The 25,526-nt window shown below is 46.8% G+C and carries 25 protein-coding genes; 21 read left to right on the plus strand and 4 right to left on the minus strand.

Annotated elements, in window-relative coordinates:
• Positions 1 to 45 precede the first annotated feature (45 nt).
• Positions 46 to 249 carry a cold-shock protein gene (locus A8806_RS03960; protein WP_109729888.1) on the minus strand — a complete coding sequence of 68 codons (204 nt, stop codon included), beginning with the start codon at positions 247 to 249 and terminating at the stop codon, positions 46 to 48.
• Positions 250 to 605: 356 nt separating this feature from the next.
• Between A8806_RS03960 and ulaG the strand changes: the two genes are divergently transcribed.
• The 18 genes from ulaG (at position 606) to dnaB (ending at position 18,631) form a co-directional block, all read left to right on the plus strand.
• Positions 606 to 1,664: an L-ascorbate 6-phosphate lactonase gene (gene ulaG, locus A8806_RS03965; protein ID WP_109729889.1), complete on the plus strand. Its 1,059-nt coding sequence runs from the start codon at positions 606 to 608 to the stop codon at positions 1,662 to 1,664.
• A gap of 21 nt (positions 1,665 to 1,685) precedes the next feature.
• Positions 1,686 to 2,147, plus strand: a complete 462-nt coding sequence (locus A8806_RS03970; protein ID WP_181368574.1) for a PTS sugar transporter subunit IIA — start codon at positions 1,686 to 1,688, stop codon at positions 2,145 to 2,147.
• Positions 2,144 to 2,884, plus strand: a complete 741-nt coding sequence (locus tag A8806_RS03975; protein WP_109729890.1) for a creatininase family protein — start codon at positions 2,144 to 2,146, stop codon at positions 2,882 to 2,884. Before A8806_RS03970 ends, A8806_RS03975 begins: the two co-directional genes overlap by 4 nt.
• A complete protein-coding gene (locus A8806_RS03980; protein ID WP_109729891.1) occupies positions 2,877 to 3,716 on the plus strand; it encodes an HAD family hydrolase in 840 nt (279 codons plus the stop codon). Before A8806_RS03975 ends, A8806_RS03980 begins: the two co-directional genes overlap by 8 nt.
• Positions 3,717 to 3,936: 220 nt before the next feature.
• Positions 3,937 to 5,289 carry a PTS transporter subunit IIC gene (locus A8806_RS03985; protein ID WP_109729892.1) on the plus strand — a complete coding sequence of 451 codons (1,353 nt, stop codon included), beginning with the start codon at positions 3,937 to 3,939 and terminating at the stop codon, positions 5,287 to 5,289.
• A 40-nt stretch (positions 5,290 to 5,329) separates the two neighbouring features.
• A complete protein-coding gene (locus A8806_RS03990) occupies positions 5,330 to 5,629 on the plus strand; it encodes a PTS sugar transporter subunit IIB (protein WP_109729893.1) in 300 nt (99 codons plus the stop codon).
• 64 nt (positions 5,630 to 5,693) lie between these two features.
• Entirely contained in the window at positions 5,694 to 6,722 is a 1,029-nt protein-coding gene (locus A8806_RS03995) for a uroporphyrinogen decarboxylase family protein (RefSeq protein WP_181368575.1), read from the plus strand.
• 256 nt (positions 6,723 to 6,978) lie between these two features.
• On the plus strand, positions 6,979 to 7,791 hold the full coding sequence (locus A8806_RS04000) for a DeoR/GlpR family DNA-binding transcription regulator (protein ID WP_109729895.1): 813 nt from the start codon (positions 6,979 to 6,981) through the stop codon (positions 7,789 to 7,791).
• A 65-nt stretch (positions 7,792 to 7,856) separates the two neighbouring features.
• Positions 7,857 to 8,555: an L-ribulose-5-phosphate 4-epimerase gene (locus tag A8806_RS04005; RefSeq protein WP_109729896.1), complete on the plus strand. Its 699-nt coding sequence runs from the start codon at positions 7,857 to 7,859 to the stop codon at positions 8,553 to 8,555.
• Positions 8,556 to 8,835: 280 nt separating this feature from the next.
• Positions 8,836 to 9,324 carry a hypothetical protein gene (locus tag A8806_RS04010; protein WP_109729897.1) on the plus strand — a complete coding sequence of 163 codons (489 nt, stop codon included), beginning with the start codon at positions 8,836 to 8,838 and terminating at the stop codon, positions 9,322 to 9,324.
• Positions 9,325 to 9,352: 28 nt separating this feature from the next.
• A complete protein-coding gene (locus tag A8806_RS04015) occupies positions 9,353 to 9,634 on the plus strand; it encodes an HPr family phosphocarrier protein (protein WP_109729898.1) in 282 nt (93 codons plus the stop codon).
• Between the two features lie 11 nt (positions 9,635 to 9,645).
• On the plus strand, positions 9,646 to 11,331 hold the full coding sequence (ptsP, locus tag A8806_RS04020; protein WP_109729899.1) for a phosphoenolpyruvate--protein phosphotransferase: 1,686 nt from the start codon (positions 9,646 to 9,648) through the stop codon (positions 11,329 to 11,331).
• 26 nt (positions 11,332 to 11,357) lie between these two features.
• A complete protein-coding gene (locus A8806_RS04025) occupies positions 11,358 to 12,230 on the plus strand; it encodes an L-ribulose-5-phosphate 3-epimerase (RefSeq protein ID WP_109729900.1) in 873 nt (290 codons plus the stop codon).
• Positions 12,227 to 13,279 (plus strand): hypothetical protein, encoded by a 1,053-nt coding sequence (locus tag A8806_RS04030; RefSeq protein ID WP_109729901.1) that lies wholly within the window; start codon positions 12,227 to 12,229, stop codon positions 13,277 to 13,279. The genes A8806_RS04025 and A8806_RS04030 overlap by 4 nt, the downstream gene beginning before the upstream one ends.
• Before the next feature lie 201 nt (positions 13,280 to 13,480).
• A complete protein-coding gene (locus A8806_RS04035; protein ID WP_109729902.1) occupies positions 13,481 to 14,695 on the plus strand; it encodes an AI-2E family transporter in 1,215 nt (404 codons plus the stop codon).
• A gap of 78 nt (positions 14,696 to 14,773) precedes the next feature.
• A complete protein-coding gene (locus A8806_RS04040) occupies positions 14,774 to 16,819 on the plus strand; it encodes a DHH family phosphoesterase (protein WP_109729903.1) in 2,046 nt (681 codons plus the stop codon).
• Between the two features lie 2 nt (positions 16,820 to 16,821).
• On the plus strand, positions 16,822 to 17,271 hold the full coding sequence (gene rplI / locus A8806_RS04045; protein ID WP_109729904.1) for a 50S ribosomal protein L9: 450 nt from the start codon (positions 16,822 to 16,824) through the stop codon (positions 17,269 to 17,271).
• Between the two features lie 13 nt (positions 17,272 to 17,284).
• Positions 17,285 to 18,631: a replicative DNA helicase gene (gene dnaB, locus A8806_RS04050; RefSeq protein ID WP_109729905.1), complete on the plus strand. Its 1,347-nt coding sequence runs from the start codon at positions 17,285 to 17,287 to the stop codon at positions 18,629 to 18,631.
• 83 nt (positions 18,632 to 18,714) lie between these two features.
• On the opposite strand, the gene A8806_RS04055 is transcribed toward dnaB, so the two are convergent.
• A complete protein-coding gene (locus A8806_RS04055) occupies positions 18,715 to 19,446 on the minus strand; it encodes a helix-turn-helix domain-containing protein (RefSeq protein WP_109729906.1) in 732 nt (243 codons plus the stop codon).
• Between the two features lie 179 nt (positions 19,447 to 19,625).
• Positions 19,626 to 19,796, minus strand: a complete 171-nt coding sequence (locus A8806_RS04060; protein WP_109729907.1) for a DUF362 domain-containing protein — start codon at positions 19,794 to 19,796, stop codon at positions 19,626 to 19,628.
• Between the two features lie 227 nt (positions 19,797 to 20,023).
• Between A8806_RS04060 and A8806_RS04065 the strand changes: the two genes are divergently transcribed.
• Complete coding sequence (locus tag A8806_RS04065; protein WP_109729908.1) at positions 20,024 to 21,187, plus strand: substrate-binding domain-containing protein; 1,164 nt, start codon at positions 20,024 to 20,026, stop codon at positions 21,185 to 21,187.
• A gap of 127 nt (positions 21,188 to 21,314) precedes the next feature.
• Here the strand turns inward: A8806_RS04065 and A8806_RS04070 are convergent, their stop codons facing one another.
• The gene (locus A8806_RS04070; RefSeq protein ID WP_109729909.1) at positions 21,315 to 22,499 is read right to left on the minus strand and encodes a helix-turn-helix transcriptional regulator; all 1,185 of its coding nucleotides are present in this window, start codon (positions 22,497 to 22,499) and stop codon (positions 21,315 to 21,317) included.
• A gap of 225 nt (positions 22,500 to 22,724) precedes the next feature.
• Between A8806_RS04070 and baiCD the strand changes: the two genes are divergently transcribed.
• Together baiCD and A8806_RS04080 are read left to right on the plus strand one after the other, a co-directional pair.
• On the plus strand, positions 22,725 to 24,653 hold the full coding sequence (baiCD, locus tag A8806_RS04075) for a bile acid Fe-S flavoenzyme BaiCD (RefSeq protein WP_109729910.1): 1,929 nt from the start codon (positions 22,725 to 22,727) through the stop codon (positions 24,651 to 24,653).
• 67 nt (positions 24,654 to 24,720) lie between these two features.
• Positions 24,721 to 25,482 (plus strand): SDR family NAD(P)-dependent oxidoreductase, encoded by a 762-nt coding sequence (locus A8806_RS04080; protein WP_109729911.1) that lies wholly within the window; start codon positions 24,721 to 24,723, stop codon positions 25,480 to 25,482.
• The last annotated feature ends 44 nt before the right edge of the window (positions 25,483 to 25,526 follow it).

The raw sequence follows: 25,526 nt of genomic DNA on the forward strand, positions 1-25,526 counted from the left end.
AATTAAGCGTTACTGCTCACGCCCTGCGGGCTTACACAGTCTCAATTAAGCAACTGCTACATTAACAGCCTGTGGTCCGCGGTTTCCTTCTGTGATATCAAATGTTACTTTCTGTCCTTCTTCAAGGCTCTTGTAACCATCAGCAGCGATTCCTGAGAAGTGTACGAATACGTCTTCACCGTTAGCGTCGTTTGTGATGAATCCAAAACCTTTCTGTGCGTTAAACCATTTTACTGTACCGTTATTCATGGAAATACCTCCTAAAAAAATAATATTATTTGTAAATCCTCTGATAATAAAAAATCACATATTTTTGTAAAGCATTATCAATGGAACATAATGACTTACAAAAATATGTGAAATCTAAATCCGATGAAAATACTATTACATCTTAGCATAACATTGCGAAATAGTCAATAGATTTCAGAAAAATTTGGATATAGGAAGAAAGACTGATAAAAGCATTCATAAATGTTCATATAAACGATAAATAATCATATAAATACATTGAAAACATTCATAATAGATGATAAAATAAGCGCATAAAGCATATAAATGATAGTTTTAATGAAACATATGAATGATTAAAAACAGGAGGAAGAAAAATGAGTATGGTGAATGAGCTGACAAGAGAAAAGTGGGTACTCGGTGCATTTCCGGAATGGGGAACCTGGCTGAACGAGGAGATTGACGAGGAAGTGGTGGCACCGGGCACCTTTGCGATGTGGTGGATTGGATGTACGGGACTCTGGATCAAATCCGAGAACAATACGAACATTGCAGTCGATCTCTGGTTCGGAAACGGGAAGAGGAGCAAAAAGACAAAAGAGATGGCCCCGTTCCACCAGATGCGCAACATGACCGGCGGACGCATGACACAGCCGAATCTGCGTGCGGCTCCGATCGTATATGACCCGTTTGCTGTAACACAGGTGGATGCCGTACTGTCTACACATTATCACAATGACCATATCGACCCGTTTTTTGCAGCGGCTGTTATGCAGAACTGCGGTCAGGACGTGCCGTTTATCGGGCCTATGAAGAGTGTGGAAAAATGGCTGGGCTACGGAGTACCAAAAGACCGCTGCAGAGTTGTGAGGCCGGGGGATGTAATTCAGGTAAAAGACTGTGAAATTGTGGTGCTGGATTCCTTTGACAGAACGTGTCTCGTAACCGCAGATGAGGATATCAGAAATACATGCCCGAACGATATGGATGAAAAGGCTGTAAACTATTTGATTAAGACACCCGCAGGTAATGTGTACCACAGCGGTGATTCCCATTATTCCACATATTACGCAAAGCACGGAAAGGATTATAATATAGATGTTGCACTCGGCTCCTACGGGGAAAATCCGGCAGGGAACCAGGATAAGATGACTTCTGTAGACATTCTTAGAATGGCGGAGGCTCTCAGGTGTAAAGTTGTCATTCCGTTTCACTATGATGTGTGGACAAATTTCAAGGCAGATCCTGCTGAGATTATGATGCTTTACAATTACAAGAAAGACGTGCTCCAGTATCAGTTTACCCCGTTTATCTGGGACGTGGGCGGAAAATATATCTGGCCTCTGGACAAAGATAAAAAACAGTTCCATTATAGAAGAGGGTTTGAAGATTGCTTTACAGATGAACCGAATGTGCCATTCCGGTCAATTTTGTAGTCAGAAAAGGAGAATCATACTATGCTGTTAAAAGAATTAGTAGAAAAGAACAGAGTCTGCTTTCATAAAGGATTTGATACATGGGAGGAGGCTGTTGCCGCCTCCTGCCAGCCGCTGCTTGATGATGGGTCAATCGAGCAGGCATACATAGATGCGGTGATCGGATGCGTTAAGAAGTATGGCCCGTATATTGTTTTTGCACCCAACATTGCCATGCCGCATTCCCAGGAGGGAGCGGTCGGCGTGAATGATACTGCGGTTTCCTTCATGAAGCTGGAAGAGCCGGTGCACTTCGAAGAAGGAAATCCGGATAAGGATGCGAAGTTGTTTTTCGTGCTGGCATCAAAGAACCATGAGATGCACATGCAGAATATGGAAAAGCTGGCGAACATGCTCCTCACGGCGGATATCATGGATGCGCTGATGGAAGTCAGGGATGTGGAAGGACTGCTTGAACTCGACGCAAAATATTCAGACCTATGAGAAATCTATTTTACCACAGCTGGGATTCTGCGAAGGAATGCATACAGAAAAGTGAGGGGATCATGGTCACCGCAGGGTCGGTGGAAGAACATGGTTTCCACCTGCCTCTTGGGACGGACATCATCCTGACACATGCCTTTGCAGAAGCGGTGTGTGAAAAGGAAAATTTATATTATTACCCCTGTATCACGTATGGGCAGGTATGGTCTGCAAAGGAGTTTGAAGGAACTATATCCATTTCCCCGGACTGTTTAAGGGAGTACTGCCTTCAGGCAGTCGAAAGTGTTCTGCGTGTCTGCCCCAGACGGGTCATCCTGTATTCCTTTCATAACGGGAACCATAAGGTAATGGAGGAGGTTATGAGAGAACTGACGGACAGGGGGCTCGGCGGGAACGTGTTCCATATTAAGAATGCGGGAATTGAAAAGAAAGCGCAGCATATACTGACATCTCCGGTGTGGAACGGGAGTGTCTGGCATGCAGGCGAACTGGAGACATCTTTGATGTTATATGCCGCAGAGGAACTGGTGGACATGGAAGCAGCAACGGCTGAGTTCCCGCCGGTTCCGTTTTTTTACGGGAAAAAGCCTGTGCCCTGGAAAAAGTTTTTGAAAAGTGGTGCCTTTGGCGACGCTGCCTGTGCAACAAGAGAAAAGGGAGAGGCTCTGTTTAGGTTAATCTGCCGGGAACTGGAGGAGCAGGTACGCTGCATAAAAGGAGAAGAAAACAATGAATGACATCAGATTGGTCGTCTGTGACCTAGACGGAACGCTTTTAAATGATAAAAAACGGATTACGGAACGTACGGCGTCCGTGATGCAGAAAATACAGCAGATGGGGATTGCGGTCTGTCTGGCATCTGGCCGGGATGAGCAGATGATGTCTGTTTATGACAGGAAGATCGGGGGCTGCAGGTATCTGCTGTCCAACAACGGGGCAATGGTACGCAGAAATGATAATAAAATTCTGCACTGTAATTATCTGGCCGAAGACGATACGGCCCTGCTTTTGTCGTACCTGAACGCACATAAAATGACGTTTATGATGTATTCCGATCAGGAAATGTATTTTTCGGAGGGAAGCGGGAAACTGAAAAAAAGAATCAGTGATTATGAAAAGCTGTCACAGGATGTAGGCTGCCCTGTGAAGCTGAATGCAAAAGAGTTTTTAAGAAGCACCCCTGTGGCGGGATACACGACCGCTGCAAAAATCGTCGCCTATGAGGACGATGAGGAGAAGATTAACGCTTACAAAAGATATATAGACCATATGCCGGGAGTGCATTATGAACCGACAGGGTACGGGCTTTTAGGAGCGTTTGACAGGAAAGTTTCGAAAAAGGCTGCCCTGTTGAAAATCATGGAGGACATGGGGGCCAGCCCAGATGCAGTGTGCGTATTCGGTGATTTTGAAAACGATCTGAGCATGTTCGAGTGTGCAGAACACAGGATCTGTATGGAAAATGGTGTAGAAGAACTGAAAAGAGCGGCCAGCCATGTGACAGTCAGTAATAATGACGATGGCGTTGCAGTCTATCTGGAAAATATACTGGACATTTTGTCTAAATAGTGAGTATATGATCAAATAAGTTCATAAAATAAGAATTAATGCATTTTAATCACTGATATTGATAAAATTACATCATATAAAAGGAAATAATTCATAAAATAGCACAAACAATCATATAATAAGATTGACAATCATCATAAACGACACTATAATACAATTATCAAGAATACATAATGCACAAAAGAATCGTAAAAATGGTTACAAAGGAAGGAGAGGAATTATGTTAAATTCAATTCTTGATTTACTCTTGAAACAAATTTTCGGACAGCCATTCCTGCTTATGGCAATAATCGTATTTATAGGTTACGTTGCAATGAAGCAGAAATTGTCCAAAGCTCTTGCGGGGGCCGTGAAAGCTTCTATCGGTATCATTGTAATGGGGATGGGATCAGGCGCCCTGATCGCCAACTTCGGCAAGCTTCTGACTGCACTACAGAATGCGACGGGAATTCAGGGAGCCGGATTGAATACCTACCCGACAATGACCGCCAGTTACGAAAAGATGGACGCGGTACTGGGCGCTGGAACAGGGGCAGCGTGGGGGATTTATACACTGCTTGTTGCTTTTATCCTCAATCTGGTTTTGGTAGGCTTAAGAAAGTTCACCAGAATCCGTGCGGTTTATCTGACAGGCAACGCGATGATCGTCCAGGCAGGTATCAGTACTTATATTGTATGGCGTTTCCTTGGCCTTGGGATGATGCCGACAGTCCTGATTGCGGCAGTGGTAACAGCGCTGTACTGGGGAATCTGCTCTACACTCCTGATTGAACCTACAAAGAAGATCACAGGTGCGGATTTTACGGTTGCACACCAGCAGATGTTTGTGGACTACGTTGCTTATAAGGTAGCTCCGAAGATCGGTAATGCAGAAAAAGATGATATTGAGAAAAAGAAAATGCCGGAATCTCTCAACTTCCTTCAGGATAATATCATTGCAACAGCACTTGTTATGTTTGTTTCCACAGCAGTCATTATGCTGGTAGTCGGACGCGACCAGATCGACTGGCTCCGTGGTGCAGAAGGCCTGAATCAGGCGGGACTCACCAACAACATCGTATTCCTCGTGTGGATATCCATAACACTGACAGCAAATATCGTTGTACTGCTCAGTGGTGTCAGGATGTTTGTCGGTGAGCTCATGATGTCATTCAAAGGTATTTCAGAAAAACTGCTTCCAGGTGCAGTTGCAGGTGTTGACTGTGCCGCAATCTTCGCATTCGCTCCAAAGTCAGTTGTACTCGGACTTCTCTTTGGTGCTTTGGGACAGGTAATCGGACTGGTCGGACTTCTTGTGTTCAAGTCCCCGATCTTCCTCGTACCGGGATTCATCCCGCTGTTCTTTGATAATGCGACAATCGCGATCTTTGCCAATAAGTTCGGCGGATGGAAAGCGGCAGCTGTAATCTGTACGGCAAACGGTCTTATCCAGATATTAGGTTCCGCCCTCGCGGTAAAACTTATGGAATTAACATGGTGGCAGGGAAGCGCAGATTATGCGACAATATGGGTAGCAATCATAGCAATCTTCAAAGGTATCGGAAGCTTGCTTGGAATCCCGATTGCAGGTTAACCAGTTAGAATAAACAAAAATATAACAGGAGGAAAAAAAGATGCTTAATATTTTATGTGTATGTGGAAATGGTATGGGAACCAGTACGATTTTGAAGATCAGTGTAAAGAAAATCTGTGATGAGCACAATATTGAGGCAGCTGTAGAGTCATGTTCATTCGGTGAGGCATTGTCTTATGTGACGAATACAGACCTCGTACTGACAAGCCCTGAGTGGGCGGGAATGCTTCCACCAAGTAATGCGGTGATTGCAGAGACGAAGAACCTGATCGACACAAAGGCTGTTACAGAGACACTTCTGGCAGCAGTGAAAGAACATTTCCCGAACGAAATGAAGTAACAGATTAAATGGAAACAGCCGGGGATATGGATTTGAGCCATATACCCGGGTGAGGAGGATGAAAATGACAGGTTATGAAATTATAAAAGGAAACGTGAAATTTACGGGCCCGGACAGAATTGGCCTCCGCTTTGACCGGATTGCGGGAAAAGGGGATGTATGCCGTATTTTCGTCCTGCCACCCAGGAGTACATGGCCGGAGGATGCACACTATACGGTCTCCAAAAAAGTACGCCCGAAAAGCGGGGAGTATGACGAATGGGGATGCCTTTGGGAAAGCGATGATTCCAGCGGATCAGACATGGGGCAGGTGAGCAATATCCCGATTGAAGAATGGGAGGATATGGAGAACTACGTTTTCCCGGACCCGAAGGCTGAAGGCCGTTTCGAAGGGCTGAAAGAGGCTCTCGATGAAGCAGAAAAAAAGGGCTTGTACGTTCAATTAAACAGCCCGCAGTGTATCTTTGAGCGTATGCATTTTTTAAGGGGATTCGAAAACACATTAATGGACTGCCTGATCGAACCCGAAGAGATTGAAGCGATGGCGGAAAAGCTTGCAGACTATCAGATCGGGATCATTGAGGAAGCCTACAGGCTCGGGGAGGGAAGGGTCCACTGTTATGATACGACGGATGACTGGGGAACCCAGAACAGCCTGATGATATCACCGGATATCTTCCGGGAGATATTCAAGCCCCAGTATAAACGGATATTTGACAAGGCCCATGAATGCGGCATGGATATCCGGTTCCATACGGATGGAAAGATTAATGACATTCTTGAAGACCTGATCGAACTGGGAGTAGATATCATCAACATCCACCAGCCGCGGCTGGTTGGCATTGATGAAGTATCTGCCATCGCGCAGGGGCGCATCTGCTTCGAGGCGGCGATCGACATTCAGGCCACACTGCCGACCGGAGATAAGGAACTGATCGAACAGGAGGCAAAGGAGCTGATAGAAAAGTGGGCAACACCTAAGGGCGGACTGATCGGGGTTGAATATGGTTATCTTGATGCGATTGGTACAACGAAGGAGTCTATGCTCTATGCTCTGGAATGCTTTGAGAAGTATGGAAACTTTAAGAAGTAATGATGTTTACGAGTAATACCATCCCTGAAAAGGTTATTATTCACGGCCCCGTGAATAGTAACCTGAAAAGAGCAGATGCATAAATGGCACTGCTCTTTTTGATTCAGGGGAAATCAGCGTAATCAGGCAGGTTAAGCTTGACGATTATTTGAATCATTCATATAATTGAATGGAAGGTTATCATAAAACCTATATAGTTAAGAAAGTAGAGCTTGAAACAGGACAGACTGATTAAGCTGTAAAAGAGGAACAGAATATGAAAAGAAGCAGGGCATTAGTTGAAAACCGGAGAAACAAAGTGTTGCTGGCCTTACAGTCAAACGGATTCGTAAAGGTGCAGGAACTGGCGGAAGAACTTCAGGTTTCCCCATTGACAATTCGGAGGGACCTCCAGTATCTTGAGGACCAGAAGAAGCTGGAAAGATTCTACGGAGGCGCCACTGTGAAAGACCGAGTCCCGGAGATCTATACGGAGCAGGATGAAGTGAAGCTGTACCGCCAGAGAATCGCCGAATATGCGGCATCTCTTGTCGAGGACGGGGATACGATCTTTATTAACACAAGTTCTACTGCACTGCAGATGATAAAGTATATAAAGGATAAAAGAGTTACCGTAATCACGAACAACGGAAAGGCAATTTTCATGGAACATTCCTCCAATGTCTCCATCATTTTAAGCGGCGGGGAGCTTCGGGAGATTAAAGAGGCAATGGTCGGGGAGTTTGCCACGAATAATATCAGCAAGGTAACAGCAAAGAAAAGTTTTATAGGGTGTTCGGGCCTGAGCCCGGAGAGCGGGATGACCACGGAAATACTGAGCGAGGTAAATATCAACCAGCTCATGCTGCAGCGGGTTACCGGGACCTCATACATTCTGGCGGACCATACAAAGCTCGGGAGAAATTCCAGTTTCGTGAGCTGTCCGACGGAATCTCTTCTGAATGTGATAACCGATGAAAAGGCACCGGCAGAGATTACGGATGGATTTCGTGAGCATGAGGTCAATGTGTTCTGTGTCACGAAAGACGGACATCTCTTACGGGACAGCGGATCTGCTGAACTTAGTTAGCGCGTCTGTGATGAATGGCCAGGCGAATTCCAGGCTTTTGGGAACACCTCTGACAGGAGGATATAATGTTAGAAGAATTAAAACAGAAAGTATATGAAGCAAATATGGAGCTTCCAAAACGGGGGCTGGTAACTTATACATGGGGAAATGTCAGCGGCATTGACCGTAAGGCCGGGCTGTTTGTGATTAAGCCGAGCGGCGTGGAATACGAATGCCTGAAGCCGGAGGACATGGTTGTTATGGATCTTGAAGGGAACAAGGTTGAGGGGCGGTATCAGCCGTCTTCTGATACACCGACCCATCTTGAATTGTACAAGGCCTGTCCTGAAGTGGGCGGAATCGTACATACGCATTCCCCCTGGGCGACATCATGGGCACAGGCGTGCAGAAGCATACCGTGCTATGGGACGACTCATGCGGATTATTTTTATGACGGCATTCCCTGTACAAGGAGCCTGACCGGGGAGGAGATTGAAGGCGCATATGAGAAGAACACCGGGCTGGTGATCATAGAAACGTTCAGGGATAGAGATCCGGCAAGTGTGCCGGGCGTACTCTGTGCGAACCACGGCCCGTTCACGTGGGGGAAGGACGCCGCGAATGCGGTGCATAACGCCGTTGTTCTGGAAGAAGTGGCCAAGATGGCATACCGTACAGAGATGCTGAACCCCAAAGTCAGTGCGGCGCCGCAGGTGCTTCAGGATAAACACTATATGCGCAAGCACGGTCCGGATGCATATTACGGACAGGGCAGCCAAGGATAAGAAAGGACAGCCAGATATAAAAAACAGCTGTATATAAAACAACAGATCCCGGTATCCGAAATGTAAAAAATTTCGGGTGCCGGGATTTTTTTCGTTTCAGGTGTTTTTTGAACCTCTTTGTATCATAAAAATAAAATAATAATTCGTATAATGAATATAAATCCATTTAACAACAAAATGATCGTATAATAAGGCTAAGTAATCATATAATTAAGAACAAAGTGATTGATTTATGAAAAAGTTAATGATATACTGAACATAAAGAAAGGGGCGGAAGATTATGATGTGGAATTATTTGTTATGTTTCCTGTTTATTGCCTGTCTGGTCGTTGAGATTTATTTTATCCTCAAGAGGAACCGGACCATTGTTATGAAAGGTAAGGATGATTTTTTCTCGTTTACCCTGATTGTTCTCTTTGCGCTGGTCATCTTCCCGTTGTCAGACGCGGACACCCTGCCGGCAAATATCAGGAACATCCTGTTATTAGTTGCCATATTCGGGTCTGCGGCCATCAAGAGAGGTTTTTCAGAAAAAGGTATGGAGAAGATCTTTTATACCGTGAGATGGGAAGACATTCAGGAAGTACATATTGATGCATACCAGACGGCAAAGATCAAAGTGGTATGCCAGACAAAGAAAGGCAAACATAAGCTGTTCTTCGGCAAGTACAAGCTCAAAGAAGTCCTGCGCGTACTGGAGCAGCATGTTTCCAATATATATATTCAGAGCGCTCTGGAGGACACCCTGAATATGAAAAAATGTGTGTAAAGAATAGAAAAGACAAAGGAGAAAAATCATGGTAAGCGAAAAAATAACAGTAAAGAACCCGTCAGGGCTTCATTTAAGACCGGCAGGAATCCTGTCAGGCATTGCTTCAAAATGTGCATCCGAGGTGACTCTTGTAAAAGGAGACAAACGTGTAAATCCCAAAAGCGTACTTGTCCTGATGGCTGCCGGAATCAAGTGTCAGGATGAGATTACAGTAGAATGTTCAGGGGAAACAGAAGCAGAAGACTTAAAGACTTTGATTAATGCAATCGCAGGCGGTCTGGGAGAGCTGGACGGCGAGGGGAAATAAGGAGTTTTGAGATGAAGAGGATCGAGGTAAAAAAGACATCATCGAAAGGCATTGTCATGGGCAGGGTTTTTCTCGTTGAGGAGCAGGATTTAAGTCCGGCCGGGAACTCTGTACAGGAGCCGGAAGTGGAGAAAGAGATTCAGGCGTATGAACAGGCGGTTGAAGATGTAATTGCCGATCTGGTGCCTCTGGCGGAGGGATCGGATATCTTCGCGGGACATCTGGAGCTTGCAAAGGATATCGCGCTGAAGGAAGGCGTACTGGGACGCATTCGGAATCAGAATTACAATGCACAGATGGCGCTTCATGAGACGGCAGAAGAATTCCGCATGATATTTGAAATGATGGATGATGAATATATGAGGGAACGCTCGGCAGATATCCAGGATATCCGCAACCGGCTGATGCGTAAACTGAAGGGGCTGAATGAGGGGAATTTTGATGAAATCACGGAAAAGGTAATCCTGCTTGCAAGAGACCTGGCCCCGTCAGATACGGCGAAGCTGAATCTGGATTATATACTGGGCTTCATCACGGAGCTGGGCGGCGTGACAAGCCATGTGTCGATTATGGCAAGGGGGATGGGAATACCGGCCCTTGTCGGGGTCAGCGGAATCATGGACGAAGTAAAGAATGGCGATTTTGTCATTATGGACGCTTCACAAGGAGTTATCCTTGTGAATCCCGGTCAGGAGGAGATTCAGGAATATACAAAGAAGGCAGAGGAGTTCCGAAAATTTGAGAAGGAACTGGAGGAATCCAGCGCACTGCCAACGGTCACGAAGGATGGAAGAAAACTGGAGGTATGCGGCAATGTCGGAAGCCTTGAGGATGTGAAACGGGCCGTGCAGTTCCAGATCGATGGGATCGGGCTTTTCCGGAGCGAATTCCTGTATATGGAGAGTGATCATTTTCCGACAGAGGAGGAGCAGTTTGAGGTCTATTCGCAGGCGGCAGAACTGCTCGGGGATAAGGAACTGACGATACGCACACTCGATATCGGAGGCGATAAAGGGCTGGATTATTTCGAATTCCCGAAGGAAGAGAATCCGTTCCTCGGCTACCGTGCGATCCGCATCGGGCTGGACCAGACTTCTATCTTAAAGACGCAGTTAAGGGCGCTCTTAAGAGCGGGTGCATCCGGGCATATACGGATCATGTTCCCGATGATTATTTCTGTAGAAGAAGTGCTAAAAGCACTTCAGATTCTGGAAGAGAGCAGGGAAGAGCTTGCAAAGGAAGGGGTTCCTTATGGAGCGGATTTGGAAGTGGGCGTCATGATCGAGACGCCGGCAGCCGTCATGATGGCGGAAGAACTGGCGGAGCGGGTAGATTTTTTCAGCATTGGCACGAACGATCTGACACAATATTTCCTGGCGGTCGACAGGGGCAACCAGAAGATTGCAGCGATGTACAATTCCTATCATCCGGCTGTTCTGCGGGCAATTTACCAGACGATCCGCGCAGGTCACAAGTTTGGTAAAAAAGTCGGGATGTGCGGGGAATTTGCGAGCGATCCGAAAGCGGTTAAGCTGCTGCTCGGAATGGGGCTGGATGAATTCAGCGTATCACCGGGAGAAGCTGCAAATGTAAAATACCAGATCAGAAATGCATCCGCGGATGAAGCTGAAAGGCTTGCCAAAGAGGTGATGAAACAGCCGGCAGTCGAAGACATCATGCGGCTGCTGGAAGAATAGGGCAGCAGGAGTTTGGGAGGTCTGTTATGAAGGGATATACACTGGGGCTTTATGAAAAAGCGATGCCCGGACATTTGTCATGGAAAGAAAAACTACTGGCCGCCAAAGAGGCGGGGTATGATTTCGTAGAAATCAGCATCGACGAGACAGAGGAAAAGTTAAGCCGTCTGGAGATGAGCAGTGAAAAGCGGCTGGAACTTGTGCGGCTGATGGTAGAGACCGGGATGCCCGTGCGGACCATGTGTTTAAGCGGACACCGGAAATACCCGCTGGGCAGCGACGATCCGGAAGTGAGTAAAAAAGGCATGGAGATTATGGCAAAGGCGATCCAGCTGGCGGATGATCTAGGAATCCGTATCATCCAGCTTGCCGGATACGACGTCTACTATGAAGAGTCCAGCCTGGAAACAAAAAAGCGTTTTCTGGCCAACTTAAAGAAGGCTGTGAATATGGCAGAGATGGCAGGCGTTGTGCTCGGATTTGAGACGATGGAAAATGAATTCATGAATACCGTCGAAAAGGCAATGAAATATGTGACCCTGGTCGATTCCAGTTATCTGAATGTGTACCCGGACATCGGTAACATCACGAATGCGGCGGATACATATAAGACGGATGTGCTGGAAGATTTGTATATCGGAAAGGGACACCTTGTGGCGATGCACCTGAAAGAAACAGTTCCGGGAAAGTTTCGGGAAATCCCGTTCGGCCACGGCCATGTTGATTTCGAGAGTGCCATCAGGACAGCCTGGAAGCTGGGAATCCGCAAGTATGTGACCGAGTTCTGGTATACGGGGAACCCGGACTGGAAAGAAGATCTGCATTCTGCGAACACCATGTTTACGGAAATACTGAAGGTGCAGGAGCAGGAGGACGAAGAAGAGAGGTATGTTTCATGAAAGTAGATAAAAAAGTAATCTCAAATCTCACAAAATGCTATTCGATAGCTCCACTTAAATATAACCATGAAGATTATTTTCTGGTTGCGGCCGAAAAGACGGACAGGTGTCTGCTTTTTGATCTGGACGGCAGAGAGAAAGACACCATATGGAATGAGCCGGGCGGAGTCATGAGTATGGTACAGGTGCCGGGGACAAACGGACAGTTTCTGGCAACACACAGATTCTATTCGCCCAACGATTCAAAGGATGCTGAAATTGTAATCGTCACGCCGCAGACAGACGGAAAATGGGAAGTGAGGACACTCGTAAAGCTCCCCCATGTCCACCGCTTTGATATCGTGGAACGTAATGGTGTGAGATACCTGATTGCTTGCGCATTGAAATCGGGTCACGAATACAAAGATGACTGGTCCATGCCCGGAAAGGTCTATGCGGCCGTGCTTCCAAAAGACCTGAGCGGCTGCCATGCCGGCAACCAGCTTTCTCTGACCGTGATTAAAGACAATATGTTAAAAAACCACGGATATTACCGTGTGAAAGAAAATGGTACAGATACATGTATCATATCTGCGGACTGCGGGGTCTTTCAGTTCATCCCGCCCGAAAATCAGGAGGGTGCGTGGACGGTGAACCAGCTTCTGGACACCCCGGCCAGCGATGCGGTTCTGGTGGACATGGATGAAGACGGGGAAAAAGAGCTTGCCGTATTATCCCCGTTCCACGGTGAGAAGATCAGTATTTATAAAAAGCAGGACGGACAATACCGGCAGGTATACGAATACGAAAAGCCGGCCGAATTCACACATGCCATCTACGGCGGCAGCCTGTGCGGAATACCGGCCCTGGTTGTAGGCCATAGAAAAGGCGGACGGAATCTGATCCTGTTTATTTATAACAAGGAAGAAAAAAAATACCATTCGGAAATTCTGGATAAAGACTGTGGTTCCGCGAATGTGTTTCATTATGTCAAAGACGGCAGAGATATACTCATCTCTGCAAACCGTGAGACGGATGAGGTGGCGATGTATACGATTTCAGAGCAATGAAAATATGCAGCCCCGTGCACGGGGGAATAAAGACCGGAGAAAAGCGATAATCCTGTGAGACCGCTTATCTCCGGTTTTTTGCAGCCTTGTGAAAGTTTCGGCTTTCCTGTATGAAAAAGTGGAACTTAAAGGATTGATATGTTAAAATGTGGAATAACCGGTTACAATTTGATTAGTGCATATATAGAAAGCGGGTATTTTATGGAATTTAATAAGGAAAATTTACGAAAGATCAGAGGCTTAATCCTTTTTACACTTGTGGTGCTCATCGCCCTGTGGAAATATACGGTCGTACTGGAGGCGCTCGGGTTCCTCCTCGGGATTATGTTTCCGTTTCTGCTGGGGGCTGCAATTGCGTTTATCCTGAATGTGCCGATGCATTTTCTGGAAGAGAAGCTCTTTTATAATAAGAATACAAATGACCGGCATCCGGTTAAGAAGCTGGCAAGGCCGCTGAGTCTTGTGCTGACAATTATTATCGTGCTGGGTGTCGTCTCTCTCGTGATATTTGTCGTGGTCCCGAAACTGGGCGGCACTTTCATGTCACTCGGGAAAAATATTCAGGATTTCGTGCCGAAGGTCCAGTCCTGGGTGGAAGAAATGTTTAATAACAATAAAGAAATCGTAGCGATGGTGAATGACATTAAGATTGACTGGGACAAGGTGCTCAACGGCATGGTGTCATTTTTTAAAAACGGCGCCGGCAGCGTCCTCGGTTCTACATTTACAGTTGCCAAGAGTATTGTGAGCGGGCTGGCGACTTTCTTCATTGCCTTTGTGTTTGCCTGCTACATTCTGCTTCAGAAGGAAAAGCTGAACATTCAGATCAGGAAGATCATGTACGCTTATCTGAAAGAAGAGTATGTGGAAAAGGCACTGGATGTCTGTTCCCTGACCTATAAGACATTTTCAAGTTTCCTGACAGGACAGTGTGTGGAGGCAGTGATACTCGGCGCGATGTTTGTCGTGACAATGACGGTATTCCGCCTGCCATATGCGATGCTGGTCGGAATATTGATTGCATTTACCGCTTTGATCCCGATATTCGGAGCGTTCATCGGATGTGTGGTCGGGGCGTTCTTAATCCTGATGGTCGCACCGATGAAGGCGCTGGTTTTCGTTGTTTTGTTCCTCGTGCTCCAGCAGATCGAAGGCAACCTGATTTATCCGAGAGTGGTCGGCAGTTCGGTCGGACTCCCGTCTATCTGGGTGCTGGCTGCGGTCAGTATCGGCGGCAGCCTGATGGGAATTGTTGGTATGCTTGTATTTATCCCGATTGTGTCAGTCGTCTATACTTTATTCCGGAATAATGTATACTGGCAGCTGAAAAAGAAAGGGATTCAGATAGACAATACAACCGGGGAATCGGTGGATGTATCAGGAATGAGTTCCGGGAATACTGGGAATGAAAACTAGAAGTAGAATAATATACAAAAAAGTGCTATACTAGAAACATTAACGGTAACATGATAGAAGGACTATGAGGAAAAAAGCATGGGAAAAAAGAATATGCGACTAAAGGGGCAGCTCAGAATGTACATGCAGTGGCCGTTGATTATGACGGTGCTTCTGATTGCAATGAATATCTGGATGTACATGATCGACAGGAAGGCAGGCGTTATGATGTCCGTCTTTGTCGTCGTTTATCTGGTGATAGTAGGGCTTCTGTACTTTTACAACCGTTCTTTGATTCTGGCAGATTTAATTCAGTTTTCTACACAGTATAAGGGGATACAGAACACACTACTTAAGGAACTGACGATTCCATACGCCATCCTGTTGGAAGATGGAAGGATCCTGTGGAAGAATGACAGCTTTAACGACATGATTGAAGGACAGAAACGGGAAAAGTATCTGAACAAACTGATTCCGGAGCTGAACACCGGGGTATTCCCGCGTGAGGAGTCGGATCATGTAGAGCTGGAGGTTGTTTACAAGGAAAGAGACTATCAGGTAGAGCTTAGAAGAGTTTCAGTTGAGGGATTCAGCGAGGCTGAGCAGCTGCTTCAGATCCCGCGTGAGAAGGAATACTTCATCGCGGTATATATGAAGGATGTTACGGAACTGAACTCATACATCAGAGAAAATGAAGACCAGCGCCTGATTGCCGGACTGATCTATATTGACAACTATGATGAAGTCATGGAGAGTGTCGAGGAAGTGCGGCAGTCTCTTCTTGTTGCGCTGATTGACCGTAAGATCAACAAGTATATCGGCGATATAGACGGAATCGTGAAAAAGCTTGAGAAAGACAAGTACTTTATTGTTATCAAGAAAGAAAGCTACAGGAAGATCGAGGCAGACAAGTTCTCACTTCTGGAGGATGTAAAGCAGGTAAACATCGGAAACGCCCGCTCCGCGACCTTAAGTATCGGACTCGGGCTGAATACTTCGACCTACGCACAGAGCTACAACTATGCGCGTGTTGCCATTGACCTGGCGCTGGCGCGGGGCGGGGACCAGGCTGTCATCAAGGACTGCAAAGGAATTACATATTTCGGAGGCAAGAAGGAACAGACAGCAAAGAATACCCGTGTTAAGGCACGTGTTAAGGCGGAGGCGCTGCGTGAATTTATCGTGGCCAAGGATCAGGTCATTGTCATGGGGCATAAGATCGGCGACGCCGACTCTCTCGGGGCATGTATGGGAATCTACCGTGCGGCTGTGGAACTGGAGAAGAAGGCCCATGTCGTTATCAATGAGATCACGACTTCGGTGCGCCCCCTGTACGATGAAATTGCCGGCAGTCCGGCATACGGGAAGGACATTTTCCTGACCTCGGAACAGGCGCTGGATTATGTGACGGATAATACGATGGTAGTTGTTGTGGATACGAACAAGCCGCAGATGACCGAGTGTCCGGAACTTTTGAAGTGTTCCAAGACGATTGCCGTGCTCGATCATCACCGCCAGAGCAGCAATGTAATCGAGAACGCGGTTCTTTCTTACGTAGAACCGTACTCATCCTCAACGAGTGAGATGGTTGCGGAAGTACTGCAGTATATTGTAGACGACATTAAGTTTCCGTCTGTTGAGGCAGACTGCCTGTATGCGGGAATCATGATCGATACACGCAACTTTATGAACCGCACAGGTGTGCGTACGTTTGAAGCGGCGGCATTTTTAAGGAGATGCGGCGCTGACATTACCCGCGTACGCAAAATGTTCCGCGATGATATGGAGTCATACCGTGCAAAAGCAGAAGCCGTCCGCATGGCGGAAGTTTACAGGGACGAGTATGCCATTGCACAGAGCCCGGGAGATATTGAGAGTCCGACGGTGCTTGCTGCACAGGCCGCGAATGAGCTGCTGGACATCAGCGGTATCAAGGCATCCTTTGTACTTACTATCTACGAAGGCAGGATTTACCTGAGTGCGCGTTCCATTGATGAGGTGAATGTGCAGATTATTGCGGAGAAGCTTGGCGGGGGCGGACATATCAATTCTGCCGGAGCACAGTTTGACCATACAAATATGCATCAGGCAATTAAGGTGCTGAAAGAAACAATAGACCAGATGATTGAAGAAGGAGATATTTAATTATGAAAGTAATCTTATTACAGGACGTGAAATCTCTCGGAAAAAAGGGAGAAATTGTAAATGTAAACGACGGATATGCAAGAAACTTCATTCTGCCGAAAAAGCTCGGTGTTGAAGCAAACAATAAGAACTTAAACGAGCTTAAGCTCCAGAAAAAGAAAGAAGACAAGATCGCGCAGGAGAACTTAGATGCCGCAAAGCAGTTAAAAGCAGAGCTGGAGGCCGGAAAAGTGGAACTTTCCATCAAAGTCGGAGAAGGCGGGAAGACATTCGGGTCAATATCCAGCAAGGAAATAGCTGCAGCAGTAAAAGACCAGATGGGAGTGGAAGCTGACAAGAAGAAGATCCAGTTAAAGGAAACGATCAAGACGCTCGGCACTCACCATGTTCCGGTTAAGTTACACCCGGAAGTAACGGCCGAGCTTAAAGTTGTTGTAACAGAAGAAGCATAAGGGGATTCGCTTTATGGAAATGGAAGCAGCGATTAAGAGAATACTCCCTCACAGCGCGGAAGCGGAGCAGGCTGTCGTGGGAGCCATGCTGATGAACAAAGACGCGATCATGGCTGCATCTGAGGTCCTCACAGGGGATGATTTTTATCAGACTGCTTATGGGATACTGTTTGATTCTATGGTGGAACTCTTTCAGGCGGGAAAACCCGTGGACCTGATTACACTGCAGGAACATCTGAAGGAAAAGAACGTTCCCCCGGAGATCAGCAGCATGGAGTTTGCGAGAGACCTTGTAGCCAGCGTGACAACCTCGGCGAATGTAAAGTATTATGCCGAGATCGTACGGGAAAAGGCTACACTGCGCCAGCTCATTAAAGTTAACGAAGAAGTCACCACCGCATGTTATCAGGAAAACCAGCCCCTTGAAGCGATACTGGATAAGGCGGAAAAGGGTGTATTCGAACTGGCCGAGCGTGGAAGTGTACAGGAGTATGTCCCAATCAAGCAGGTCGTACTGAATGCACTGGATGTGATAGAGAAAGCCTCTAAGACAACGGGGAGTGTGACAGGTATCCCGACAGGCTTTATAGATTTGGATTATAAGCTGTCAGGACTGCAGCGCTCAGACCTGGTCCTGATAGCGGCAAGGCCTTCAATGGGTAAGACGGCCTTTGTTCTAAACATTGCACAGCATGCCGCATTCAGGCAGAATTGCGCTGTGGCAATCTTCAGTCTCGAGATGTCAAAGGAACAGCTCGTTAACCGTCTGTTCTCTCTGGAATCGCATGTAGATGCCCAGCTTCTGCGTACAGGTAACTTAAAGGATACAGACTGGGAAAAACTGATAGAAGGCGCCGGACGGATCGGGAAATCGAGACTCGTCATTGATGATACCTCCGGTATTTCTATTACGGAGATGCGTTCCAAATGCAGGAAGTTTAAGATGGAACTCGGGCTGGACCTGATTATCATCGACTACCTCCAGCTGATGAGCGGGAGCGGGGGGAAAAGCAACGAAAGCCGGCAGCAGGAGATTTCGGAGATTTCGCGTTCGCTGAAAGGGCTGGCAAGGGAACTGAATGTGCCGGTTATTGCGCTTTCACAGCTGAGCCGTGCGGTTGAGCAGAGGACAGATAAGAGACCTATGCTTTCTGACCTAAGAGAATCCGGGGCCATTGAGCAGGATGCCGATGTATGTATGTTTATTTACCGTGAGGATTATTATATACCGGATACGGAAGATAAGGGAATTGCCGAGATTATCATAGCAAAGCAGAGAAACGGCCCGGTCGGAACCGTCAGACTGGCTTGGATTCCGCAGTATACCCGTTTTGGAAACGAGCTGCGGCAGCCGGAGTAAAATAAAAAAGAGGAAAACAGGGACAGTAACGATTGTGTTCCGGTTTTCCTCTTTTTTGTCCTGCCCCGGCCCTGCACGCGGAACTAGTTGAGAAGCTTTTTAAGCTTTCCAATCGGAGTCTCGCGGGCAGCATCGCGGCGGTTGGCCTGCTGCTGGCGGATCAGGCAGTCCAGCTTGCGGTAGTGTTCTTCTTCCTGGCGTTCCTTGGCCTGGAAGAGGAAGTCCATTTCCCGGATCACATCCTTTGTGACACTCTTGCTGATATCCTTTTTGAGTGACTCGTTGTTGGTCGTGACGACTTCTGTCAGGACATCGCCTATGAGGGTTCTGACCTGTTCCAACTGCGTTACCGGGATTACCTCGGCCTGAATGATTTCAGGGGCAGCAGGCTTGTCCTTTGCTGCGGGGACCGCCATTTCCCTTATGGCAGCTTTTGCTGCAGGTGCTGTTTTGGCGGATGTACTCTGAAGAGATGCAGCTTCTCCAGCCGGCTTTATGTTCTTTATTGTGTCCTGCTTTTGCAGGGAAGCCTGTTTCTCAGGTTCCTGAGACTTTGACGGAGCGGTCTCCTGAATCTTAAGACGTGTTGCTTTTAGTTCTGGGATTAAGGGTTTCAGGTCCTTTAGAAGCATCCCTTCATCTTTGAGTTTTTTAATACAGCGAAAAAGTTGTATATCGTCCTTTGTATAATATCGATGCCCCATTTCCGTGCGCCCTATTACCAGTTCCAGTTCTTCTTCCCAGTAACGCAGTACGTGGGATTCTACCTTCACCTGCTTGGCGGCTTCAGAAATCATAAACCTGACTTCACCCATATTATACCAATACCTCCTTAAGACAATGATGTTACAAGATTCTTGTGTTCGGTGTTATTATACCATAGCATGTATAGGGAAAAGACATAAATCGTTCGTCAAATTATGCCATAAAAATACCGCCCCCACCAGAGGACGGCATTCTCAGCTTGTGATCACTTTGCGATTTATTACTAAAATTATTCTGCTGAAATAGCCCCTGTAGGACAAGCAGACTCACATGCTCCACAATCTACGCAAGCATCAGCGTCGATTACGTATTTGCCATCACCTTCAGCGATAGCTCCTACTGGACATTCGCTTTCGCAAGATCCGCAGCTTACACATTCATCACTTATTACTCGTGCCATGTATGTATCCTCCTTTTTGAAATGTGCAGCAGTATTTTATAACTGCCGTTATGCTTATTCTAATATAAAACAGTTAAATATACAAGCTATTTTATGCTTTAAATCAGGTACAATTTTATAACTTTTTATAAAAATTAAGAAAAAATTCCTTTTTTTTTTCACAGGATTAGTGTATAGTATATAAGTGGTAATCTGGAGACAGTAAGACAAGATCTGGAGGCAATTATATGAAAAAGAAGTGGACAATCATCGTATCGGCTGTACTTTGCATTATGCTGGCTGTCTGTGCATGCAGTAAAAAGGAGGAGACTCCGAAGTTTACGGGAGATACAACGGAAGAACCGCCATATCAGGACAATCTCAACGCGATTTCACCGTCAGCATACAATAATGTACAGGGATTAAAGTTAGAGCCCGGGGCTTATATATCTATCATAGGAAAGGATGACAGTTCTTCCTATTGGAAGGCACTTAAGAGCGGTGTTGAACAGGCGGCTGAGGATCTGAACAAGGCGCTTGGATATAAGGGGGATGACAAGGTCAAGGTGACTTACAATGCTCCCGGAGTGGGGGAGGACATTGACGAGCAGGTGAATATTCTCGATGAGGAGCTTGCGCGGTATCCCGATGCAATCGGGATTGCGAGTATAGATGCAGATGCCTGCACCGTCCAGTTTGACCTGGCGTCAGAGAACGGTATCCCGATCATTGCACTGGACTCAGGTAATTCCTATCAGGGAATCCAGTGCACAATCAAGACGAATAATGAGGAGGCGGCCGGGACGGGCGCTTATAAGTTAAGCGGCGAGATAGAGAATAAAGGCGGGGTACTGCTGGTCGTACATGATTCCAAGTCAGCTTCCAGCAAAGAGCGTGAGGATGGATTTAAGAAAGAGATTGAGAATAACCATCCAGATGTAACGATTGAAGAGACGATTTATCTGGACAAGATGGATGATTTGAAAAAAGCAATCGCAGAAGAAAAGAATAAGAATAAAAAGGCAGAGGAGAAAGAGATTACACCTGACAGCCTGACAGACGAAGATGTAATCCAGTACTACCTTGAGAAGCACCCTGATGTGAAGGGCTGTTTCGGGACGAATGTGACGGCAACGAAGCTTGCACTCTCTTCTTTAAAGCAGGCGGAAAAGTCAGATGATATTATCCTGATGGGGTTTGACGGCGGAAAAGACCAGATTGAATCACTTAAGAACGGAGATATCCGCGGGCTGGTTGTACAGAATCCGTTTGGAATCGGCTATGCATCCGTGATTGCGGCATCACGTACAATCCTCCAAAGCGGCAATGAGGCGGTTGTTGATACAGGATATATCTGGGTGACACAGGAGAACCTGGAGGAAGAGTCCATACAGAATATGCTGTATGAGTAACAACTGCTATGAAGATTGTGAAGTAGTGAGACTTTAAGAACGTTTTATAGCCTTATAATAAAGAAAGACAGGTATCTGTATGTCCCGGGCAAGGGAAGTGCAGATACCTGTCTTTATGTTTTCGGAATTAAGTACATTCACTTCCCCTGTATGAAGAAGGGGTCATGCCGGTATCCTGTTCAAAATTTCTGCGAAACGTCCGTATGGAACGAAAGCCGACTGTCATGGCAATATCATATACCGGCATTTCTGTCCCAGCGAGGAGCGCCCTTGCGTAGACAAGGCGGATGGAGGTCAGAAGCCTTGAAAAGCCGGTTCTGTAATTCCGTTTCAGTATTTCCGTCAGGGTGGCCCTGCTCATGAAGAAATAGTCGGAAACACTGACAATATCAAGATTCTCATTGTAATGCTCGAAAAGATATAGCAGAATCTGCCATGCGGTATCTGAGCGGTAAACTGCATTTGAGGGACTTTTTTTACGGTACTCCTCGGGCGTCATCCCTTTTAGTTTATGAAACACCCTGTAAAATGTCGAGAGGGAATGGTACCCCACATAATTTGCAATAAAGGCGATAGAAAGTTCCTCGAACTGCATCATGGAGCAGGCATTGCGGATACGGACCTGATGGCGGTTTTCCGCAAAATTGCTGCCGGTTATGCAGCGGAACAGGTAATTGAGGTAAGGGACAGAAATAGAAAAAGCCTTTGCGACCTCACCTGCGCTGCTGTTAAAGTGAACATGCATGTACTGCAGAACCTGCCAGAGAAGGTTATGCTGTGCGTCACGGCTTTTGTTCTGGGTTAATGCCATGCGTTCGTAGATGTTTACCATCTTCATGACATTTGAGAGAACGAAAAACTCATAAAAGTCATTTTTCTTCTTAAGTTCCTGCTTAATCTCCAGAAAAAGCTGCTGCATGGAGGGCGAGTCCTTGTCCGAAAGAGCAACAACGGGCGAGCCGCATTCGAGGATATACAGGCTGTCATTTGCAAAACTCTTGCTCATATCCAGATAAACAAGGAGCTCCAGTGGGAAAGAAATCCTGAGAAAACGAAGAGGCTCCTGTGGAACCAGCCGGTGGACATGGAAGGGGAAAAATCGGATGTAATCATTTGTACTGATGGTATAGCGCTCCCCGTTTACATCGAGGTACCCCGTTCCGCCAAGTATCAGGCAGTATTCTATATTGTCGTGTGCATGAGGCTGTTCGCTGTTTTTGAGAGTATCAGTTTCAACCGCCACATTTTCAAGGGTGAGCTGGCTGCGGTGATAAAATGAATTTGAGTAGGAATGCATCTCTTTTTTTTCCATAAACACCTCCTGTTGGGGAGTACAGAACTATTTTAGCTTCAGTTTCATTATCTATATTATACGGTTTCAGGTGAATTAAGAAAAGCATATCAGTTCAAAATGATAATATTTATCTAAAAAATGGCCCCTGCATTGAGAAAGGTTATGATGAAAATGCGCTTTAAGTTTTTAACAGATATGAAATAATGGAACTAACATATGAACCAAAAGAAAGGGGTTGAATGAATGTTTTCTTATCTGTTTTCACCAATGAAACTGCGTGGACTGGAACTTAAGAATCGCATTATCATGCCTGCAATGGGGACAAAATTCCCGAAGGACAATGAAGTAACAGAACAGCTGATCCAGTATCATGTAGACCGTGCAAAAGGAGGCAGCGGACTCAATATGGTAGAGGTTACCGGGGTCCACCAGCCATCCGTGCCGGGGATTTACCCGTCACTGGGAGAGGACCGTTTCATACCGGGCATGAAACGGCTCACGGATGCAATCCACGAAGCAGGAGGGAAAGCCGGTGTACAGCTGTGGCAGGGCAGTATCGCAGTTGCGGCGCACCAGGGGATTCAGGTTATCGTTGCAAGTGATCTGGAGCTGGCTCCCGGATATGTTGTAAAGGGCGCTGACAAGGCGTTGATCGACGAACTTACGACATGCTACGGGAAGGCTGCACACAGAGCCGTGGAGGCGGGATATGACTGTGTGGAGGTACATATGGCACATAACTATATCCTGCATTCCTTCCTGTCTCCTGCAATCAATAAACGTACGGATGAGTATGGAGGCACTTTTGAAAACCGGGCCCGTTTTCCATTGGCGGTCATCGAATCAATCAGGAAAAACATACCGGACGATATGCCGTTGTTTATGCGTATTGACGCACAGGACGATTATCTTGAAAATGGCATGACGATTGAGGATGTGATCGCGTTCTGTAAACTGGCAAAAGAAGCAGGCGTGGATGTGCTGGATATTTCGAGAGGAAATATTATCAGTGCAGGTATTAAGTTTGAGGTGCCGCCGATCGATCTCCCGAGAGCGTTCAACATCGAAAACGCGGCGCGGATCCGCAGGGAGACCGGAATGGTCACGATGGGTGTGGGGCGTATTAATGATCCGGAACTGGCCGACCGGCTTCTTCAGGAAGATAAGCTGGATCTGGTCGGAATCGGGCGCGCACAGCTGGCTGACCCGGAATTCTGTAATAAGTCCAAAGAAGGCAGGCTGGATGATATCGTAAGATGCGTGGGCTGCAACCAGGGATGCTACGATGCCTGCGAAAGCCATGTGATTCCGCACATTACCTGCCTGAGAAATCCGGCCCTTGGCAAAGAAAATGAATACCGCATCTCCAAAACGAAAAAACCGAAGACAGTACTCATCGCAGGCGGGGGCATGGCTGGAATGGAAGCGGCAGACGTCCTCTATGCAAGGGGGCACCACCCGGTTCTGTGCGAAGCATCTGACAGGCTCGGGGGACAGTTTCTTCTGGCAGGCGAGGCCCCGAGGAAGCTGGAAATGAAGCTCGCAGCTATGAGCAAGGGAGAGCAGATTACACGGCGCGGCGTGGATGTGAGACTGAATGCACCGGTTACTCCTGCCCTGATAGAAGAACTGAAACCGGACGTGGTAATCAATGCCATCGGTGCACTGCCGATTATCCCGCCTATCCCGGGTATTAATCTGCCGCATGTGAAAAATTCACACGAAATTCTGGGCGGAAAAGCATCAGTGGAAGGAAATGTGGTAGTAATCGGCGGCGGCCTGGTAGGTCTGGAGACTGCAGAATATCTGTCAGACAAAGGGTGTAAGGTGACTGTAGTAGAAATGCTGGAAGGGCTTGGAACCGATCTGGGGACGACCAGAAAGGTCTGCGTCATGGAAAACCTCTATATGGAAGGTGTGACGCAGATGCCAAACTGTAAGTGTCTGGAGATTACAGGAGACGGTGTTGTCGTGGACAATGGAGGAGAAAAACAGACGATTCCGTGTGACTATGTCGTGGCAGCCGTAGGGGTACACAGCGCAGATTTTTCAGCGGAAGAAGCACTTTGTAAGGAGAAAGGGATTCCGGTTTATACGATAGGGGACGCAGAAAAACCGAGGCGTGCAATCGATGCGACGGCAGATGCCGCGAGAATTGCGCGGGAAATATAGGTTAGTGTGCACACCTCAGGTGTGTGTAAATGTATCGGGAAATGATTTCATATATGGAGGTATGGACATGAGTGAGAAAAGAGTAGCATTGGTATCAGGAGCGGCAACAGGAATCGGACGTGACTGTTCTGTACAACTCGCAAAAGATGGGTTTCAGATGGTCCTTTGTGACTGGAATAAGGAAGAAGGGGAAAAGACACTGGCTCTGTGCAGAGAACAGAATGTAGAGGCGGACTTTCTCGAAATTAATATGGCGGTCGAGGAACAGGCGGAGAAATTTATCCGGTTTGCGGCAGAGAAGTATGGGAAGATAGACTTCTATTTTAACAATCAGGGTGTCATCCATATGCCAAAGCTTTTCGAAGATATTACGGAAGAGGATTTTGACTATGTAACAAACAATAACTTCAAGGCATGCTTCTTTGGCATGAAGCACGCGCTCCGTGTCATGAAAAAACAGGGATACGGCCATCTCGTCAATACGGGTTCTTCATCAGGTATCCGTCCGGAGACCGGGTTCGGTGTGTATTCGGCTACTAAGCATGCAGTCATCGGACTGACAAAAGATGCGGCGATCGAGATGGCAAAATACGGTGTCCGGGTCAACAGTGTCTGTCCGGGCGGGATTATTACACCGCTGACAATTGCAGTTGGAAAGTATATGCAGGAGCACCAGTTTGTACAGCCGAAGGCTTCAACAGCTCTCTTAGGTCCGGCACGCATGGGGCAGACATCTGAGATAACCGGGGTGATCTCTTTCCTTGCTTCCGAGGCATCATCTTACATGACAGGTGCAATCATCAGCGTGGACGGAGGAAATACACAATAAATGGGATCCCATTAAGATAGGAATTATCTTAGGATAATAAGACG

This window comes from Faecalicatena orotica, assembly GCF_003149245.1.
Lineage (GTDB): Bacteria > Bacillota > Clostridia > Lachnospirales > Lachnospiraceae > Faecalicatena_A > Faecalicatena_A orotica.

What these genes read in the sequence shown, in the direction of transcription:
- A8806_RS04005 (WP_109729896.1), top strand. Translation starts at nt 7,857, where the DNA reads ATGTTAGAAGAATTAAAACAGAAAGTATATGAAGCAAATATGGAGCTT.
- A8806_RS03970 (WP_181368574.1), top strand. Translation starts at nt 1,686, where the DNA reads ATGCTGTTAAAAGAATTAGTAGAAAAGAACAGAGTCTGCTTTCATAAA.
- A8806_RS04015 (WP_109729898.1), top strand. Translation starts at nt 9,353, where the DNA reads ATGGTAAGCGAAAAAATAACAGTAAAGAACCCGTCAGGGCTTCATTTA.
- baiCD (WP_109729910.1), top strand. Translation starts at nt 22,725, where the DNA reads ATGTTTTCTTATCTGTTTTCACCAATGAAACTGCGTGGACTGGAACTT.
- A8806_RS04035 (WP_109729902.1), top strand. Translation starts at nt 13,481, where the DNA reads ATGGAATTTAATAAGGAAAATTTACGAAAGATCAGAGGCTTAATCCTT.
- A8806_RS04000 (WP_109729895.1), top strand. Translation starts at nt 6,979, where the DNA reads ATGAAAAGAAGCAGGGCATTAGTTGAAAACCGGAGAAACAAAGTGTTG.
- dnaB (WP_109729905.1), top strand. Translation starts at nt 17,285, where the DNA reads ATGGAAATGGAAGCAGCGATTAAGAGAATACTCCCTCACAGCGCGGAA.
- A8806_RS03975 (WP_109729890.1), top strand. Translation starts at nt 2,144, where the DNA reads ATGAGAAATCTATTTTACCACAGCTGGGATTCTGCGAAGGAATGCATA.
- ulaG (WP_109729889.1), top strand. Translation starts at nt 606, where the DNA reads ATGAGTATGGTGAATGAGCTGACAAGAGAAAAGTGGGTACTCGGTGCA.
- A8806_RS04060 (WP_109729907.1), bottom strand. Translation starts at nt 19,796, where the DNA reads ATGGCACGAGTAATAAGTGATGAATGTGTAAGCTGCGGATCTTGCGAA.
- A8806_RS04080 (WP_109729911.1), top strand. Translation starts at nt 24,721, where the DNA reads ATGAGTGAGAAAAGAGTAGCATTGGTATCAGGAGCGGCAACAGGAATC.
- A8806_RS03990 (WP_109729893.1), top strand. Translation starts at nt 5,330, where the DNA reads ATGCTTAATATTTTATGTGTATGTGGAAATGGTATGGGAACCAGTACG.
- A8806_RS04070 (WP_109729909.1), bottom strand. Translation starts at nt 22,499, where the DNA reads ATGGAAAAAAAAGAGATGCATTCCTACTCAAATTCATTTTATCACCGC.
- A8806_RS04030 (WP_109729901.1), top strand. Translation starts at nt 12,227, where the DNA reads ATGAAAGTAGATAAAAAAGTAATCTCAAATCTCACAAAATGCTATTCG.
- A8806_RS03960 (WP_109729888.1), bottom strand. Translation starts at nt 249, where the DNA reads ATGAATAACGGTACAGTAAAATGGTTTAACGCACAGAAAGGTTTTGGA.
- ptsP (WP_109729899.1), top strand. Translation starts at nt 9,646, where the DNA reads ATGAAGAGGATCGAGGTAAAAAAGACATCATCGAAAGGCATTGTCATG.
- A8806_RS04040 (WP_109729903.1), top strand. Translation starts at nt 14,774, where the DNA reads ATGGGAAAAAAGAATATGCGACTAAAGGGGCAGCTCAGAATGTACATG.
- rplI (WP_109729904.1), top strand. Translation starts at nt 16,822, where the DNA reads ATGAAAGTAATCTTATTACAGGACGTGAAATCTCTCGGAAAAAAGGGA.
- A8806_RS03985 (WP_109729892.1), top strand. Translation starts at nt 3,937, where the DNA reads ATGTTAAATTCAATTCTTGATTTACTCTTGAAACAAATTTTCGGACAG.
- A8806_RS03980 (WP_109729891.1), top strand. Translation starts at nt 2,877, where the DNA reads ATGAATGACATCAGATTGGTCGTCTGTGACCTAGACGGAACGCTTTTA.
- A8806_RS04025 (WP_109729900.1), top strand. Translation starts at nt 11,358, where the DNA reads ATGAAGGGATATACACTGGGGCTTTATGAAAAAGCGATGCCCGGACAT.
- A8806_RS04010 (WP_109729897.1), top strand. Translation starts at nt 8,836, where the DNA reads ATGATGTGGAATTATTTGTTATGTTTCCTGTTTATTGCCTGTCTGGTC.
- A8806_RS04055 (WP_109729906.1), bottom strand. Translation starts at nt 19,446, where the DNA reads ATGGGTGAAGTCAGGTTTATGATTTCTGAAGCCGCCAAGCAGGTGAAG.
- A8806_RS04065 (WP_109729908.1), top strand. Translation starts at nt 20,024, where the DNA reads ATGAAAAAGAAGTGGACAATCATCGTATCGGCTGTACTTTGCATTATG.
- A8806_RS03995 (WP_181368575.1), top strand. Translation starts at nt 5,694, where the DNA reads ATGACAGGTTATGAAATTATAAAAGGAAACGTGAAATTTACGGGCCCG.